Source organism: Paenibacillus sp. PK4536 (genome assembly GCF_028594455.2).
GTDB classification, from domain to species: domain Bacteria; phylum Bacillota; class Bacilli; order Paenibacillales; family Paenibacillaceae; genus Saccharibacillus; species Saccharibacillus nuruki.
Genome location: NZ_CP126313.1, coordinates 1,195,491 through 1,213,437, shown reverse-complemented (window position 1 = coordinate 1,213,437; position 17,947 = coordinate 1,195,491). Strand labels below are relative to the sequence as shown.

The 17,947-nt window shown below is 39.9% G+C and carries 20 protein-coding genes and 1 tRNA gene; all 21 read left to right on the top strand.

The features are described 5' to 3' along the window. Positions 1–7: 7 nt before the first annotated feature. The 21 genes from PO903_RS05635 to yycF all read left to right on the top strand — a co-directional run bounded on the left by PO903_RS05635 (position 8) and on the right by yycF (position 17,947). Positions 8–1,180 carry an aminotransferase class V-fold PLP-dependent enzyme gene (locus PO903_RS05635; RefSeq protein WP_273592869.1) on the top strand — a complete coding sequence of 391 codons (1,173 nt, stop codon included), beginning with the start codon at positions 8–10 and terminating at the stop codon, positions 1,178–1,180. 96 nt (positions 1,181–1,276) lie between these two features. Then, positions 1,277–1,789, top strand: a complete 513-nt coding sequence (locus PO903_RS05630) for a DUF4446 family protein (RefSeq protein WP_273592868.1) — start codon at positions 1,277–1,279, stop codon at positions 1,787–1,789. A gap of 167 nt (positions 1,790–1,956) precedes the next feature. Next, entirely contained in the window at positions 1,957–2,208 is a 252-nt protein-coding gene (locus PO903_RS05625; RefSeq protein ID WP_273592867.1) for a putative Se/S carrier protein, read from the top strand. Positions 2,209–2,220: 12 nt separating this feature from the next. Then, on the top strand, positions 2,221–3,249 hold the full coding sequence (locus PO903_RS05620; protein ID WP_137224810.1) for a mechanosensitive ion channel family protein: 1,029 nt from the start codon (positions 2,221–2,223) through the stop codon (positions 3,247–3,249). Positions 3,250–3,355: 106 nt separating this feature from the next. Beyond that, positions 3,356–3,574 carry a DUF951 domain-containing protein gene (locus PO903_RS05615; RefSeq protein ID WP_069326392.1) on the top strand — a complete coding sequence of 73 codons (219 nt, stop codon included), beginning with the start codon at positions 3,356–3,358 and terminating at the stop codon, positions 3,572–3,574. A gap of 579 nt (positions 3,575–4,153) precedes the next feature. After that, positions 4,154–4,245 (top strand) — tRNA-Ser (locus tag PO903_RS05610). Positions 4,246–4,477: 232 nt separating this feature from the next. Continuing rightward, positions 4,478–4,765: a 30S ribosomal protein S6 gene (gene rpsF / locus PO903_RS05605; RefSeq protein WP_069326393.1), complete on the top strand. Its 288-nt coding sequence runs from the start codon at positions 4,478–4,480 to the stop codon at positions 4,763–4,765. Between the two features lie 39 nt (positions 4,766–4,804). After that, positions 4,805–5,314, top strand: coding sequence for a single-stranded DNA-binding protein (gene ssb / locus PO903_RS05600; RefSeq protein ID WP_273592866.1), 510 nt, complete (start codon positions 4,805–4,807; stop codon positions 5,312–5,314). A gap of 21 nt (positions 5,315–5,335) precedes the next feature. Beyond that, the gene (gene rpsR, locus PO903_RS05595) at positions 5,336–5,611 is read left to right on the top strand and encodes a 30S ribosomal protein S18 (protein ID WP_069326395.1); all 276 of its coding nucleotides are present in this window, start codon (positions 5,336–5,338) and stop codon (positions 5,609–5,611) included. Between the two features lie 225 nt (positions 5,612–5,836). Further along, positions 5,837–6,859 (top strand): LCP family protein, encoded by a 1,023-nt coding sequence (locus PO903_RS05590; protein ID WP_069326396.1) that lies wholly within the window; start codon positions 5,837–5,839, stop codon positions 6,857–6,859. Between the two features lie 168 nt (positions 6,860–7,027). Continuing rightward, the gene (locus PO903_RS05585; RefSeq protein ID WP_069326397.1) at positions 7,028–7,486 is read left to right on the top strand and encodes a CBS domain-containing protein; all 459 of its coding nucleotides are present in this window, start codon (positions 7,028–7,030) and stop codon (positions 7,484–7,486) included. 105 nt (positions 7,487–7,591) lie between these two features. Next, the gene (locus PO903_RS05580) at positions 7,592–8,530 is read left to right on the top strand and encodes a DUF2232 domain-containing protein (protein ID WP_069326398.1); all 939 of its coding nucleotides are present in this window, start codon (positions 7,592–7,594) and stop codon (positions 8,528–8,530) included. Positions 8,531–8,541: 11 nt separating this feature from the next. Next, the gene (locus PO903_RS05575; RefSeq protein ID WP_069326399.1) at positions 8,542–10,536 is read left to right on the top strand and encodes a DHH family phosphoesterase; all 1,995 of its coding nucleotides are present in this window, start codon (positions 8,542–8,544) and stop codon (positions 10,534–10,536) included. Then, positions 10,533–10,976 carry a 50S ribosomal protein L9 gene (rplI, locus tag PO903_RS05570; RefSeq protein WP_069326400.1) on the top strand — a complete coding sequence of 148 codons (444 nt, stop codon included), beginning with the start codon at positions 10,533–10,535 and terminating at the stop codon, positions 10,974–10,976. The genes PO903_RS05575 and rplI overlap by 4 nt, the downstream gene beginning before the upstream one ends. Before the next feature lie 2 nt (positions 10,977–10,978). Further along, positions 10,979–12,340 carry a replicative DNA helicase gene (dnaB, locus tag PO903_RS05565; protein WP_069326401.1) on the top strand — a complete coding sequence of 454 codons (1,362 nt, stop codon included), beginning with the start codon at positions 10,979–10,981 and terminating at the stop codon, positions 12,338–12,340. A 56-nt stretch (positions 12,341–12,396) separates the two neighbouring features. Continuing rightward, a complete protein-coding gene (locus tag PO903_RS05560; protein ID WP_273592865.1) occupies positions 12,397–12,900 on the top strand; it encodes a hypothetical protein in 504 nt (167 codons plus the stop codon). A 5-nt stretch (positions 12,901–12,905) separates the two neighbouring features. Beyond that, positions 12,906–13,124 (top strand): hypothetical protein, encoded by a 219-nt coding sequence (locus PO903_RS05555; protein ID WP_069326403.1) that lies wholly within the window; start codon positions 12,906–12,908, stop codon positions 13,122–13,124. 77 nt (positions 13,125–13,201) lie between these two features. After that, complete coding sequence (locus PO903_RS05550) at positions 13,202–13,591, top strand: GNAT family N-acetyltransferase (protein WP_273592864.1); 390 nt, start codon at positions 13,202–13,204, stop codon at positions 13,589–13,591. 316 nt (positions 13,592–13,907) lie between these two features. Then, the gene (locus tag PO903_RS05545; RefSeq protein WP_069326405.1) at positions 13,908–15,194 is read left to right on the top strand and encodes an adenylosuccinate synthase; all 1,287 of its coding nucleotides are present in this window, start codon (positions 13,908–13,910) and stop codon (positions 15,192–15,194) included. A 310-nt stretch (positions 15,195–15,504) separates the two neighbouring features. Beyond that, positions 15,505–17,058, top strand: a complete 1,554-nt coding sequence (locus PO903_RS05540; RefSeq protein WP_069326406.1) for a peptidoglycan DD-metalloendopeptidase family protein — start codon at positions 15,505–15,507, stop codon at positions 17,056–17,058. A 160-nt stretch (positions 17,059–17,218) separates the two neighbouring features. Beyond that, a complete protein-coding gene (gene yycF / locus PO903_RS05535) occupies positions 17,219–17,947 on the top strand; it encodes a response regulator YycF (protein ID WP_137224800.1) in 729 nt (242 codons plus the stop codon).

Here is a 17,947-nt window from a genome sequence, read left to right as displayed (position 1 = left end):
TGTTATATTGTCATCTCAAGCTCAGGAGACTCAACCGATCATCTATCTGGATCATGCAGCCACTTCTTTTCCAAAGCCGCCTGAAGTGAGTCAAGCATTGTTGTATGCCTTGGAGCAAGCTTCAGCTAATCCCGGGCGAGGTAGTCATCGGATGGCTGTTCAAGCTAGTCGTGAATTATTTCAATGTCGCAAAACATTATCCAAACTTCTGGATGTACATAATCCTGTAGATATTGCATTTACAGCCAATACTACAGTAGCTTTGAATATGGCTATTCAAGGTTATCTAGAAGCAGGAGATCATGTGATCTCTACGATGACAGAACACAACTCGGTACGTCGACCTTTAGAGGCTCTTAAGCGAAGTATAGGGATAGAAGTTACTTATATTGCTGTTGATGCTCAAGGGGAGATCAACTTAGCTGAAGTTAACCAAGCTTTTACGCCGCGAACGCGGCTTTTGGTATGTAATCATAGTTCGAATCTGTTAGGCAGTATATTACCGATTTCTGAATTGTCGAGTATAGCTCATGATCATGGTGCCAAAATACTAGTTGATATCGCTCAAAGTGCAGGACATATTCCTGTACATTTATCCCAATGGAAAATTGATATGGCTGCTTTTCCAGGTCATAAAGGATTGCTTGGGCCGCAAGGAACAGGTGGATTGTATATAGCTCCTGATATGGATCTGAACCCTTGGATATATGGAGGCACTGGTAGCCAGTCAGAAGAGATTAACCAACCGAATGTAAGACCTGACCGCTATGAAGCAGGAACGCCCAATACGCCGGGCATAGCAGGTCTACAAGCAGGAGCTCGTTATGTACTGGAGCGTTCTGTTACCAAAATCGCTGAAGAAGAACAAATATTAACTCAAATGATGATAGAAAAGTTATTAAATATACAGGGTGTACATGTACTGGGACCTGAAATTGGCAAAGAACGTACAGGTATTGTATCTTTTATAATGGAGTATAAAGACAGTGCAGAGATCGCTTTTCGCTTAGATCGAGAATTTGGTATAGCCGTACGCGCAGGTATGCATTGTACTCCACTGGCTCATATAGCAGCAGGCACACTTGCTACAGGGGCAGTACGTGCTAGTGTAGGCTACCGATCAACATCAAATGATATAGATCGACTGATCGAAGCTATTCAATATATTGATCGTACTTGAGCCAAAATAGTTGTAGACGAATAATAAAATGTTTTAACTAAGCTTATTAGAAAATATAAATAGCAACAAAAGAAGGAAAGAGGAGAGCAGACAACGATGGCGGAATTGAATGGACTGATAGCAGAACAGTTGTATTTGTTTGTAGGAGGTATAGCAATTATCATAATTATTTTCTTGATTATTGCTATTGTGCAAGCAGTCAAATTAAGCAAAATGCGCAAACGGTACAATCAGATGATGGCAGGCAGTGGAGTAGAAAACTTAGAAACATTATTGCTAGACTTAAAGTTGCAAATGGATTCGATCGAAGATGATGAGCAAAACAAACGGGATCGTTTTCAAGCGATCGAAAATCGTTTGCGTCAAGTACCGGCACATATTGGTATGAAACGATACAATGCTTTTTCGGAGCATGGTAGTGATCTTAGTTTTTCATTAGCGATTCTCAATGATGAATCAGACGGTGTTATTCTTACAGGGCTTCACAATCGAGATAGCTCTTACATGTATGCTAAACCGATTGTCAAAAGCGAATCTACCTACAACCTGTCTCCTGAAGAAAAAGAAGCCATTCAACTTGCTAAATCACCTGCATCAACTAAAATATAATTTAGATTCAAAAACGATAGAAACGCCGTCATTTACAACAAGATGCTAACATAGCTCTTATTGTGGATGGCGGCGATTTTGTATCTATAGGCAGATACGTGTAAGCTTTAAGAAAGAAGTTGGGTTATTGGTAGGGACATCGATTGTAAAAGGGGGTAAAGAAAAAGATGGATGGTATACTGGTGATTGCTTTTGATTCTACGCAGCAAGCTTTACGTGCGGAGATGTTACTGGAATATGCAGATATTGAAAATGATATGTTCCCTACACCTAAAGAAATTACAGCGGGTTGTGCATTATGTATCCAGTTTCCAGAAGCTGATTTGCCAGAAGTGAGCGAAATTATCCAAACAGAACAAGTAGATATTCGAGGCATTTTCAAATATCAAAAACAGACATATGAGCAGATTGTGTTATAGGAGGGTGAAAGAATGAAAGGATTTTTAAGTGAACAAACAGGTGGTCAGGATATTCAACAATTAACTGAATCAGCGACAGATCAAGTGAGTGGATTTACAAGTGGCTTGTGGAAATGGGCAAGCGATACCGATATGTGGTGGCAGTTTTTATTTTCCAGTATTCGTATCGTTTTGATTTTTATACTGACTCAAATTGCTATCAAGGTGATAAGCAAAGTCATTGAGCGTTCTTTGCAAGGGAAAGATAAAACTAGACTCAGAACAAATCCAAGACGATTTATTACGATTGGCGAATTATTAAAAAATGTAGTTTCTAGTGTGTTTAACTTTATTATGATCATGTTAGTATTGAATGAATTCGGATTTAATCTGACCCCGCTATTAACAGGAGCCGGTGTAGCAGGTCTAGCGATCAGTTTTGGTGCTCAAAGTATTGTAAAAGATATTATCACAGGATTCTTTATTATTTTCGAAGATCAATTTGCTGTAGGTGATGTCATTCAGGTCGGACTGTATAAAGGAACAGTACAGATGGTCGGATTGCGTACAACACGTCTGGTGAGCTGGAATGGCGAGGTAAACATTATCCCTAACGGATCAATTATCAGTGTAACCAACTTTTCACTTTCAAATTCATTAGCCGTTGTCGATGTGCCTCTAAAATTAGAACGTAGTATGGATGATGCATTGAAATTAGTCAAACAAGCGGTAGAAGAATTGAAAGACGATCATCCAGAAATGTTGAAAATGCCAGAAGTATTAGGGATTCAATCATTAACAACAGCAGAGTATGCGATTCGGATCGTCGCTGAGTGTCAGCCAAACTCAAGAGCAGGTGTAGAGCGTGCGGTACAAACAGCTGTGAAAAAAGCATTGGATCATGAAGAGGAAGAACGCTTATTATTAGAAGCCAAACAGCAAGAAGAAGAGGCTCAAAAAGCAAAAGAACAAGAAGCAGCGGATCGACCGTTACAAGGTGAGGGAGAACTTGAATCGCAAGTCAAAGACAAACGCGATGAAAATATATCAAATGATCAATAAAAAGAATGATTGAAACAATATAAACATGTGGATAAGTTTGCTAGAATATAACAGTATAGTACGATAGAGAAAGTTATGATGATAAGGATATGTGGAGGGTGAAGAAATGGAACGTAAGGTTTTTCAATTGGGCGATATTGTGCAAATGAAAAAGCCACATCCTTGTGGAAGTAATGAGATGGAAATTATAAGGATGGGGATGGATATCCGTATAAAATGCGTGGGATGCAAGCATAGTGTATTAGTACCTAGAGCCAAATTTGAGAAAAATATGAAAAAGGTATTACGATCGGTTGAGAGTGAAATACAACCAGCCAGTGAGTAAGAAGCAAAAATAAGTTATCAACAGAAAACAAAGAAGAAAATAGTATTTTAAAGGTTATCCACTGTGGATAACCTTTTTTATTTGCTGTATAGCATGATTGTGTATAACTTTATAAGCAGATACGATCGATTGCACAATGAGTTAGTAGAATATAACAGGCAGCGATCAAAGGCAAGTTTTATGAAGCAAATGACTTAAAGAGATCCAAGTAAAGGGACAATAACATACGAGTGGAGGGTTTATTTGATTCCTTTTAACAAGGAACAAGCTGATTAGGATGAGGGAGTAGGGGAGAAGTAAATTAATACTACTAATCGTACAATCAGAGAGAATAACGCTATATTCATTGAAATTCATAAAAATGCATAGACTGTATAAAGCTTTGCCTAATGGCAATAAGTGAGCTAAAACTGTTATAGTACAGAATGAATTATCAAGGAATATTACAAATGAATATGTATAAATAAGATTATGACCAGGTACCAATATAGGCGTTAAATCCTATTCTGTAAAGGGAAATCGATTCTTGCCAACCCAAATATAATGGAGTATAATCAATTCTGTTGTCAACTCGGACGTGGAGAGGTACCCAAGAGGTTATAAGGGGACTGACTCGAAATCAGTTAGGCGCTTCAGGGCGTGCGAGGGTTCGAATCCCTCTCTCTCCGCCACTTCTTTTCCCAATGATTTTTGCAACCTACATATTTGTTTACTAAGCTCTGTCGCAGAATTGCGATGGAGCTTTTTTAATTTCTACCACATATTTTTTCTATAAATATATTTTCTTAAAATAAAGCTTGTATTCATGTACTATGATTTGGTATAATCATATAGTTCGAGTCTATGCTCGTTCCTTGCTCCTGACATTGATTAGGGGCCTTAGTCCAAGAGGAGGTGAAAACTATGCGCAATTATGAAGTGATGTACATTCTTCGTCCTGAACTGGAACAAGAAGCTGTAGATGCAGCTGTTGAGAAGTTCAAAGGCATCATCACAAACGGCGGCGAAATTACAAAGCATGATGTAATGGGTAAACGTCGTCTTGCGTATGAGATCAAGAAAATTCGTGACGGTATCTATGTATTGGTAAACTTCCAATCAGCACCAGAAGTTGTTGCTGAACTAGAACGTCTTATGAAGATTTCTGACGATGTTATTCGTTATCTCATTACTCTTGACGTTACTAAATAATCTGCTTAACTGTAATAACCGTTCGAGGAGGGGATTGGATTGCTAAACCGTGTCATTTTAATCGGCCGGTTAACCAAAGACCCGGAGCTTCGCTATACACCTGCTGGTGTAGCTGTAACCCAGTTCACATTAGCAGTGGATCGTCCTTTTACGAGCCAAGGTGGAGAGCGCGAAGCGGACTTTATCCCGGTCGTCACTTGGAGACAACTGGCTGAAACTTGTGCTAACTATTTACGAAAAGGTCGCTTAACTGCGGTTGAAGGCCGAATTCAAGTACGTAATTATGAGAATAATGAAGGAAAACGTGTATACGTGACTGAAGTTATAGCTGATAATGTTCGTTTCCTTGAGTCTAATCGTGATGGTAGTGGCAGTGGAGGATCTTCCCGTGAAGAGTCTTCTAATAATACTAGCAATAGCGGCGGCGGCAGTAATAACCGTAGCAACTATAATAGTAATAATGGAAACAACAACTCACGAGATAACCAGGACCCATTCTCTGATGACGGTAAACCGATAGATATTTCCGATGATGATTTGCCATTTTAATGAAAGAAAGGACTGAATGATATGAGCTTCAATAGACGCGAAAGCGGCGATGGAGAAGGCAGACGTCCAGGTGGACGCCGTGGCCGTAACAAACGTCGTAAAGTATGTTTTTTCACTGTAAACAAAATTAAGCACATCGACTATAAAGATACGGACTTGCTTCGTAAATTTATCAGCGAACGTGGTAAAATTTTGCCACGCCGTGTAACAGGTACAAGTGCAAAATACCAACGTATGTTGACTATCGCGATTAAACGTTCTCGTCAAATCGCATTGCTACCTTACACAACTGAGTAGTATATATTTATTACTATTATAAATATATGCAGATAAATCGTTGATTTGTCTGTTTCTATAGCGTACAGAATCATGTCTGGATTTCGAAGATGTGATCCTGTGCGCTTTTTATGTTGTAAAAATGTATTTTGAAGTATAATGAGCAAAACCATAAACCTGTGTCATAGTCGTTATCAAACGTTTAATGATGATAATACGGGTCTGTCTGAAAAGAGGAATGGATGAATGGCGAGAAAACGTAAAATAGCTATTGGAGCTGCAATTGCATTAGTGGTCGTAGCTGGAAGCCTGTTTCTGTTACGCAAACCTATCTCTGCATTGATGTTCGATTGGTTCGTAGCGGGCAGTATTGAAGATCAATTAGAGCAGACCTATCAACCTGTACGTCAAATTGGAGGCGAGCAAGAAGCCACCGAAGAACTTCCTGTACTGACAGAGCCGTTTTCGATGTTATTGGTCGGAAGTGATCAGCGAGATAACGAAACAGCACGTTCAGACACCCTTATCTTTGCTGTGATGCGTCCGTTGGAATCTAAAGTGTTATTGATCTCGATTCCGCGTGATACGTACACAGAAATTGTAGGCAAAGGCAAAAAAGATAAAATCAATCATGCTTATGCATTCGGCGGTATCGAAATGTCGATGGATACGGTTGAGAATCTAATGGATGAAAAGCTTAATTATTATGCAACGATTAACTTTCAAGGGTTGATCGATTCTGTAGATGCCTTAGGAGGCATAAAATTACCGATAGAAGAAGATATCGTCAATAAAGATCCTAACCATGAGCAGTTTACCATAGAAGGTGGTAAGCCTATTTATACAGGGCAGGATGCGCTTTATTATGTACGCTATCGAGAAGATAGTGATTTTAGACGTACCAAACGTCAGCAGATTTTTTTACAAGCCTTAGCAGATCAAGCGATACAACTTAACCAGATTGAAAAAATTCCTCAATTGTTGACTATCATGGGCAATAATTTCAAAACAGATATGCGCCCACAAACGATTACAGGCTTAGCGAGTCAAATACTGCGTAGTGGTAAGCCTGAAGTGACTTCATTTACGATTGCTGGCGATGGAGAATATGTAGATGGTGTCTATTACGAAGTGCCACGTGAAAGTGAAATTAAAGAAGCACGCGATTTGATCAATGAATGGATGAAATCAGACGCTTCTGATTCCGATATAAATAATAGGGATTCCGCAGACAGAGCCGCTGAGCCTGCTGACTCTCAGATTCACTAACTCGCTTTATTGTAGCGGCGATATCGCTTAAAATAAAAGAGAATCCTGAAACGAAGTATTTCTTATTACGTACTGTACAGGATTGAGCATAAACGTATGGAGTAAGAAATAAGGATTTAGAATAAGATCATGTTAGAGTTTTTGAGATGATGAGAGGAAGGATTTTTCATGAATATTGCGTTTTTTCTGCTACCGAAGCAGGAGGTCGTTTGTGTCACCCTTAATTCGACACTACGTCAGACGCTTGAAAGAATGGAATACCATCGTTATACTTCTGTACCTATGTTGAATAAAGATGGAGGCTACGCAGGTACAGTTACAGAAGGCGATCTGCTATGGTTTATGAAAAATTCAGAAGGTAAAGTGACTTTTGAGAACGCTTCTAAATTTCTCATGTCAGATGTACCTTTGCAAAAAGATAATAAACCTGTATCGATCGATGCCAATATGGAAGATTTGATCAATCTGGCAAAAGTGCAGAACTTTGTACCAGTTGTCGATGATATGAATCGTTTTATCGGTATTGTTAGACGTAGTCAGATTATAGAATATTGTGAGCAATTTGTACGTAGCGGGGAGTATAGCCCTGAAAAATCAAGAATGGCTAAGAATATGAAAGTTACGTAAGCGGTATTGATAAATCGATGTGTGTTTATTGGCGTTTATGCTATAATGATGAGTAAATCTTTTTTAGCTAATTGCTGAATAACATGTAGGTAAGAGGTGAATGTTTTGAAATTGCGCTGGACATCGGTGGCATGGAGTATAGCTTATTTGCTTCTGTTGCTGTCTTTATTAACTTCATTATCCATTATAACGATATTTTTTCTGATTGTGCCTGTAGTCGTGCTGTACTCGACACTAAACCTGCGCCAATTTATTATGCACCTGGTTCCGATCTGGTTGATTACGATGATCGTAGCGATTCAACTGGAAGGTAGGTTAGGCATTTATGTAGCGGTACTTGGTATATTCTTTATGGTACCTGGTATTGTTATGGGACGATTGTACAAGAAAAATGCTTCTGCTTTGCGAGTTATATTTACGACAGGCATCACCACCCTTGTAGAAATGTTGCTATTGCTCATTTTTGCTACTGTCGTTTATAAGTTTAATCTCGCCGTCTATGTTAAAGATATTGTAGAATTCTCTGTAGCTCCTATGCGAGCGATGGCAGATATCAATCCAGATATTGCTGATATTTTCTCACCGGAATTTGTGCGTGGATTATGGAACTATACGCTACAAATGATTCCTTTCGCATTGATTATTAGCTCATTTACAATGGTTGTGATCACCCATGCGATCTGTCGTCCAATTTTGGAAAGTATGAATTATTCGGTTTCTAAATTAAGACCTGCGCGTGAGTGGAGATTACCACGTTCTTTGATCTGGTATTATTTGCTTGCTGTACTTTTAGAGTATTTCGTAGCTAGCAATATAACAGGTGTATTGGCAGCGTTTGTGCTTAACTTTATGCCGCTGGTACATATTGCATTTACGATCCAAACGATCGGATTTGTATTCTTTATGGCGCATCATCGGAAATGGAATTCGTTTCTTCCGTTTCTATTATCTCTAGTGGTGGTATTGATTCCTCCACTTCGGATTGTTGGTATTATCGATCTAGCTTTCCCGCTCCGCGAATATATTACGAGACCGAAACGGTAAGGTGATGAATGATGCCTAATTTTTTGTTAAACCGCTGGCATGGTTATCGAACAGTATGGGCATCTCTGCTTATGCTGGTTCTGGTCATTTTGCTGTCTTGGTTCAATTGGATTATCGGACTGGCTGCACTTTGCTGTGTGATTTTGTTCGGTGTGTCTTTACTTCGTGCAGAGCTTACATTTCGACGGGAATTAGATGAGTATATTGCTGGATTATCTTTTCGGATCAGGCGTGTAGAAGAGGAAGCGGTCAGTACGCTTCCTTTTGGTCTTATTTTGTACGACAATCAATATACAGTTGAATGGCATAATCGGTATATCGGAAGTATGTTTGGACGCAAAACGTTGGTCGGTACATCGCTTGAAGAATGTTTTCCTCGATTTGTGGATGCTTATCAGCAGGCTAAAGAAGAAGCACGTAAAGAATCTTCGAAAGAAGTACGCTTTGAATTGCCACATGGACATTTGACGATCGAATTGATTATTTTACCGGATGAACGATTGATTTATTTGCAAGATGTAACGACATTTGCCGATCTGCGTGATCGTCATGAAGAAGAACGTCTAGCACTGGGTATTGTATTTTTAGATAATTTTGATGAAGCTTCACAAGGTATGGATGATCAACAACGAACTAGCTTAATCGCTCGTGTAGCGACACGAATTACTGATTGGGCTAAAAATTACGGCATTTATGTAAGACGATTATCCTCTGAGCGTTACTTATTGTTACTGAATCAGAAATCATTACGTGAATTGGAACAAAGTCGATTTGTGATTTTGGATGAGATTCGAGAAATGACAGCTGATCTCAAAGTGCCATTAACACTCAGTGTAGGTGTAGGATTCGGGGCAGGTAGTATCAGTGAGCTTGGTGAACTGGCACAATCCAGTCTGGATATGGCACTAGGACGCGGTGGAGATCAGGCAGCAGTCAAAGCAGATCAACGTCTATCCTTTTATGGTGGGAAGTCTAATGCAGTCGAGAAGCGTACCAGAGTGCGCGCACGTGTTATTGCTCATGCACTACGTGATCTCATGCTAGATAGTGATCAAGTTCTTATTATGGGTCACAAAATACCGGATATGGATGTTGTCGGTGCAGCGATCGGAATGCTCAAAGCAGCAGATATGTATGATGTAGATGCGTATATTGTGCTGGATAAAGTGAATCCATCAATTGAGAAAATGATGGAACGGATCGAACTGGATGAGCGCTTATCGGTACGCTTTATTACACCGGATGAAGCACTCAATGCGATGACTGAACAGACATTATTAGTTGTAGTCGATACGCATAAATCTTCGATGACGATTGAGCCGAAGTTAGTCGATCGGGCGAAGCGTGTTGTCGTAGTGGATCATCATCGTCGCGGAGAAGAATTTATCAATGATGCTGTTCTGGTCTATCTGGAGCCGTATGCTTCTTCTACCTGTGAACTTGTGACCGAGCTATTGCAATATATTCATGATAAAGTACAATTTACAACACTGGAAGCCACTTCGCTTCTAGCAGGTATTATTGTAGATACGAAGCATTTTGCACTACATACCGGTTCACGTACATTTGAAGCGGCAGGATTTTTACGTCGTAATGGTGCGGATACCGTATTGGTACAGCGAATGCTTAAAGAAGATTTAGGCGATTACATCGCCAAAGCTGAAATTATCAAACACGCCAAAATTATTCATAACCATGTGGCGCTAGCAGTAACCGAACCAGGTCATCAGGTTCCGCAATTGCTGATTGCACAGGTAGCAGATTCGCTGCTAAATATGAATAATGTACATGCTTCATTTGTGATTAGCGAGCGAATGGATGGCTTGATTGGAATTAGTGCCCGTTCTCTTGGTAAAATGAATGTACAGGTCGTGATGGAACGATTAGGTGGCGGCGGTCATTTGACCAATGCAGCTGTCCAGCTTGAAGGTAGTATTGAATATGCGGAGTCACGACTTCGTGAAGTACTAGATCAAATGGAAAAGGAAGAGGGGTTATTTGAATGAAAATTATTTTTCTGAAAGACGTAAAAGGTAGCGGTAAAAAAGGTGAAGTAAAAGAGGTGGCAGACGGTTACGCACAAAACTTCTTGATCAAAAACGGTCATGCTAAACCAGCAACAGGTGGTAATGTCAAAATTCTTGAAAACCAAGCAGCAGCGGTAGAACGCCAAAAGCAAGAAGAAAAAGAAGAAGCAGAAGTACTAGCTAAACAATTAGAAGCTTTGACGATTGATTTGAAAGCTAAATCAGGTGAAGGTGGACGCTTATTCGGAGCGATTACCAGCAAACAAATTGCAGAAGCTTTGAGCAAACAAGGACATAAAGTCGACAAACGTAAAATTGAATTGGATGAGCCTATTCGTACACTGGGTGTAACACAAGTTGCTGTAAAATTACATCATGATGTTAAAGCAACGCTCAAAGTCCAAGTTACTGAGGAGTAAAAATGGGCGGCGAAATGTTTTACGATCGGGTTCCGCCACAGAATGTAGAAGCGGAACAGGCGGCACTCGGAGCGATCTTGCTTCAGTCGGAAGCGTTAATTACAGTGATGGAACGGGTAGACAGCGAGGATTTTTACGATAAATCACACCAACTGATCTATGAAGCAATGGTTAATCTCGGTGAAGAAAATCAGCCGATAGATCTGATTACATTAACTTCGTTATTACAAGATCGATCACAGTTAGAAGATATTGGCGGCGTTAGTTATCTGGCGAAGCTTGCTCACGCAGTTCCAACAGCAGCTAACGTTGATTATTACGCTCAAATTATCGAAGAAAAGTCGATGTTACGTCGATTGATTCGAACTGCAACACAGATCGTAAGCGAAGGATATGGTGGCGGCGAAGATGTCGGCAGTATGCTTGGCGATGCCGAACGACGGATTTTGGAAATTTCTAATCGCCGTACAGGTAGTGGCTTTATTGCGATTCGTGATGTGTTGATGGAAGTATTTGAACGGGTTGAAATTCTACATCAGAACAGTGGAAATACAACAGGTATTCCGTCTGGATTCGTTGATTTGGATAAAATGACAGCTGGATTTCAGCGAAGCGATCTGATTATTGTGGCTGCTCGTCCTTCGGTAGGTAAAACGGCATTTGCACTAAATATTGCGCAAAATGTAGCGGTACGTGCCAAAGAAACGGTAGCTATTTTCAGTCTAGAGATGTCGGCTGCACAGTTGGTACAACGTATGATCTGTGCGGAAGCCAATCTGGATGCCAATGTAATGCGTACCGGTGAATTCAAAGGTGATGAAGATTGGGCGAAGCTCACGATGGGGATTTCTTCTCTGTCTGAAGCCGAAATCTATATTGATGATACACCCGGAATTACCGTTTCAGAGATTCGTGCTAAATGTCGTCGTCTGAAAAAAGAAAAAGGTCTGGGTATGATCGTAATTGATTATCTTCAGCTCATTTCGGGACGCGGTAAAGCAGGCGAAAACCGTCAGCAAGAGGTCTCTGAAATCTCGCGTACACTGAAGCAAATTGCTCGTGAATTGTCTGTACCGGTTATTGCCTTGTCTCAGCTGAGCCGTGGTGTAGAGCAACGTCAGGATAAACGTCCGATGATGTCTGACTTGCGGGAATCCGGTTCGATTGAGCAGGATGCGGATATCGTTTCTTTCTTGTATCGTGATGATTATTATAATGCAGATACAGAAAAGAAAAATATTATCGAGATTATTATCGCCAAACAGCGTAATGGTCCGGTAGGTACTGTTGAACTTGTATTTTTGAAAAACTTTAATAAATTCGTGAACTATGAACGTGTGCAATCGGATATGTTTGCAGGTTAGCGATAAATAATATTATTTTAATAGTGATTGAGTACAGATATAGAGGAGTGTATAGAGTGCCTTGGATTCTTGAAGATACAGCGGGTGTTATTATATTTGCTGAATTTTTTCCTTTAACTGAATCTGATCTTCCACACATTTCTGCTAAATTAGGTTGGGAATCTTCATTTGATTGGAGCCTTTACTTACAATCTAACTCTATATTTACCGCTCTGAAATTAGTCGACAGCCATGGTGTTATTCATGGCTGTTTGGCATATCGAAAAGATCAGAATAATTTGTTTGTAGAACTTGCTTTAGTTGAAAAATCTCCGCCACATCGACGTGGAGTTTCTTATATTAATATAGGTAAGGTTTTGTTTGCATGTGCTTATAAAATTAGTTTTGATGCAGGGTTTGATGGTTTTGTAGTGCTTACACCCAAAACAAATTTAATTGATTATTATGAACGTGTATATCGTGCTCAGTTCGTTGGACATATAGATCATCACCCACGTTATTTGCTTGATCCAGCTATAGGTAAATCTTTGATTATGGTATACTACAGAGAGAGGATGTGATGCCAATGACAAACAAAATACGACGTGGAAATTATGGATATTCTGCTTTGCAAAAGGCAAGATCAGTGATACCTCGTAGATACTCACGCCTATACGGTAAGTCGGAGCAAGACATGAATACTGTTCATACCCTTACTATGCATGCACCTTTATCTGAAGATGGAGCCAAACAGATCGGTTCCAAATTAGAAGAGCTACGCAAACAATTGAAAATCAATATATAAAAAGAACTGCTCAGGCGGTTCTTTTCTTTTGTAGAATCACTATTAAATGCTAACTTCCTTTTGAAGGAGCGTAATAAATGAAAAAACCAATAACCATCAATCTATCTATAGAACCTCACGAAGTACCAGATATGCGTGAAGCGGTAGGGTGGGAGCGTCGAGAGCAAGATTATCCTGCTTTATTAGAACGTTGTCAGTTTTATGCAGGCGCGAGAGATGAAAACCAGCGACTAATTGCATTTGGATATATCTCAGGTATGGGCTTACAACATGGTTATTTAGAAGATATTCTGATCCATCCGGATTACCGTCATCAGCATCTTGGGACAAGCTTGGTACGTACACTATTACAACAAGCCCGGTACAATCAAATTGAAATTGTAACGTGTACGTTTACAGAAGAACATGCTTATTTTTACCAAAAATGCGGTTTGACGTTGAGTAAAGGTGGAGTATGGAGAAGTTAAGCGAGTATTTCCGAACGATAATATTTTTAATTGAATGTATTGTTCGCTTTTCATTTGACTTTAAAAAAGCAGCCTGTTACACTGATAATGGTGTTGAAAAGCTTACATTGCTTTAGTAAGTCTTTGCGTTACAGCACTGCTACGCCCTTCCACTGCGAAACGGATCATTATCATTGGCGCACGTCTGACCGTTCCTCGCAAGGAAGTTTTCATGCTGTCTGGCTGTTTGCATTATATTCGCTGTTGATCAGTTGTTTTTTTGCAACGGACAGCTCAAATTCACGGTGTATAAAAACACCTACGGAGGAATGATTTCATGTCAACTGTAGTCGTTGTGGGAACGCAATGGGGAGACGAAGGCAAAGGTAAAATTACCGACTATCTTTCAGAGAGTGCTGATCTTGTTGCACGTTATCAAGGTGGTAACAACGCAGGTCACACCATCCTAATCAATGAGAAAAAATTCAAATTAACGATGATTCCTTCTGGAATATTTTACGAAGATAAAGCTTGTGTGATCGGTAACGGTATGGTTATTAATCCATCTGCATTGATCGAAGAAATTAAATATGTGCATGACAATGGGTTTACGACGAAGAACTTAACAATCAGCGATCGTGCTCACGTGATTATGCCTTACCATATGGTACTTGATATTTTGGAAGAAGATCGCAAAGGTCCTAACAAAATTGGTACAACTCGTAAAGGGATTGGCCCTTGTTATATGGATAAAACCGCTCGTTCGGGTATCCGTATTGCTGATTTGATGGATGCAGAAGAATTTGAAATTAAATTGCGTCATCAAGTGAAAGAAAAAAATCAAGTGATTACTCAAGTCTATGGCGGCGAGCCTGTAGAAGTCGAAGAAATCTTGAAAGATTACTTGGAATATGCAGAATTTTTACGTAAGTATGTACAAGATACATCTGTCGTATTGAATGATGCTATTGATGCTGGCAAACGTGTTCTTTTTGAAGGTGCACAAGGTGTGATGCTGGATATCGACCAAGGTACATATCCATTTGTTACTTCATCTAATCCTTCTGCTGGTGGAGTATGTATCGGTTCCGGTGTAGGTCCTTCCAAAATTCAACAAGTCATCGGTGTAGCGAAAGCATACACGACTCGTGTGGGTGATGGTCCGTTCCCTACGGAATTGAATGATGCAACAGGTGATACCATCCGTGAGAAAGGTCATGAATACGGTACAGTAACGGGTCGCCCGCGTCGTGTAGGTTGGTTCGATAGTGTGGTTGTTCGTCATGCTCGTCGTGTAAGTGGAATCACAGGATTGTCTTTGAACTCGTTGGATGTATTAACAGGTCTGGATACAGTGAAAATCTGTACAGGATATAAATACAAAGGTGAGTTTATTACCCACTATCCTGCAAGTCTTAAAATGCTTGCTGAATGTGAAGCAGTATATGAAGAAATGCCAGGTTGGAGTGAAGATATTACAGGCGTGAAGACATTGGACGAATTGCCAGAGTCTACACGTAACTATGTAAGTCGCGTATCTGAACTTACAGGTATTCCAATTGCTATTTTCTCAGTTGGACGTAACCGTGAGCAGACGAACCAAGTAGCACCGATTTATATCTAATATTGCTTTAATCCTAGTAAGTCTTATAGATGAAGCATAAACTATAGCTATATTCAGAGAAGGCATCCGTGAGGGTGTCTTTTTTGCTGTTCTTTAATCTAGTTCATTTAGAAGTGAAATGTTAATGAAGAGTAAAGTTGAAAATTTTGTCGAGATTATGGTAAAGTAAACGGGGAGTAGAAAAGGTTAATTTTTTGACACTTTTAAATGACAAATTTTAATAATTAGCATATATCATACACATAATTAACTGAACTTCACTAATAAAGTATCTAACCATGAACAGGGATAAAGATAAAAGGAGACGGTCATGAAAGGGTTTAAAAGTAAACTGGGGATGGGGAACACGCCCGAGCAAGATCAGTCGCGTGATCCACAGTTAGAAGTGCAGAGTGAACAGCAATCTACCGATCAGCCAGAAACATCTTCACCATGGTATACGATCACAGTAGATTCGATTCGTCAGGGAAAACATAAAATGCGTCGTCGGCTGATGATCGCTGCTGGAAGTCTAGTGGTTGTCGGGGGGCTTATTTGGGCAGGTACACAGTATGTGACTGCGAATACAATTCCATATTATGTGGTGTCTGTTAAAGGACAAGCGATTGGAACGATTTTGCATCAGGAAGAATTACAGCAACTCTTTACTACAAAGCGTGCTGCGTATCAAAAGAAATATCCAAAAGCGACAATGGTACTGAACACTAATGGTATAACAACAACTGAAGAACGTGCATATAAAGCACAGGTTAATTCTGCAAATACACTCAAAACACTGGACGGTATGCTAACGGCATATGCTAAAAGTGTAGATGTCAATATAGATGGTAAAGTGATCGGTGTTGTCAAAGATCAAAAAGTGATTGATGCAGCACTAGAACAGGTCAAAAAGAAGTATACGAAAAAAGCAGTATCTGCTAAAGCATCTACCAAAACCTCAAAGAAAGCTTATCCTAAACAAGTCACAGGCTTAGAATCAGTAACATTGAAACAAAAAGTATCAACGACTGAAATCAAAGCTAATCCAAATAAATTGTTAAGCAGTACTCAGTTAGCGAAAGTGATGATGACTGGCGTAGAATCACCAACTACTTATGTAGTGCGTGAAGGTGATACGATTAGTTCTATTGCAGCAGATCATGATATTACACAAGAAGAAATTTTTGCGAATAATCCGAAAATCGACGAAATGGCGATGCAGATCGGTGATGAACTGATGTTAACTGTGCCGCAACCTCCAATTACTGTAACTACATTTGAAGACTATTCGGAGCAAATTGTGACAGAACCAGCTGTAGAGATTCGCAAAAGCGAAACGATGCGTGAAGGAGAGTCTAAAGTTGTCGCTCAAGGTAGTAAAGGACTCAAACGAATCGATTATCGTGTGACCAAGCAAAATGGTCAAATGCTTCGCGAAGAATGGTTAGGTCAGGAAGTGACCAAGAAATCATCGCCTAAAGTGATCATCAAAGGAACTAAAGTGGTACAAGGCGAAGGTTCAGGTAATTTCATGTGGCCTGTATCCGGTGCGAGCGTGACCAGTCCGTATGGACAACGTTGGGGCAAAACGCATAAAGGGATCGATCTGGTAGGTAGTTCTTCGGTAATGGCAGCCGATGATGGCGTGGTCAGCTATGCAGGAACGATGACGGGTTATGGAAATGTCATTATTATTAATCATAACAATGGCTATGAGACGCTATATGGTCATTTGAGCCAGATTGATACAAGCACTGGAGCGATTGTCGAGAAAGGACAACATATCGGCGTCATGGGTAACACAGGGCATTCAACAGGAACTCATTTACACTTTGAAGTGCATACAGGTGGGGTGATCCAGAATCCACTAGGATACTTACCATAAATCGAATAGAATGGATTCCATACAGCTTCTATATACTTTGAGTATAGAAGCTGTATTTTTATATCTATAGATTGAAATTGCCTGATACCAATGATGTCGTGGAGTAAAGGGATATGTTAAAATGAAAGCATAACAGGCAGGCATGGGGTGAATAATACAAATGCAGGGAAAAATTTTGGTTGTCGATGATGAACAACCGATCGCAGATATATTAAAATTCAATTTAGAAAAAGAAGGTTACGAAGTTATCTGTGCATTTGATGGAATAACGGCTGTTGAATTAGCATTTGCAGAAGAACCAGATTTGATCTTATTGGATCTGATGTTACCGGGAAAAGACGGCATGGATGTATGTCGGGAAATACGCACACGTATGCATATGCCTATTATTATGTTAACTGCTAAAGATGCTGAGATTGATAAAGTGCTCGGGTTAGAACTAGGTGCAGATGATTATGTCACTAAGCCGTTCAGCACACGCGAATTATTAGCACGGGTCAAAGCACAGATTCGTCGTCAGCAAAAATTAACAGCTGTACCAACTGCACCAGCTGCCAAAGAAGAAGAGAAAAAAGGGCTCCGTTTGATCGAGCTATTTATTGATACCGATATGTATATGGTGTATAAAGAAAATCAGCCACTTGATCTTACTCATCGCGAATACGAATTGGTGTATTATATGGCGAAAAATGCAGGGCGAGTGATGACTCGTGAACATTTACTGCAAGCGGTATGGGGATTTGAATATTTTGGCGATGTACGTACAGTCGATGTGACGATTCGTCGTTTACGTGAAAAGATTGAAGATGATCCTAGTAAGCCAGAGTATATTTTGACGCGTCGTGGTCTAGGTTATATGATGCGTAGTCCCAAATCAGGAGGACTGTAA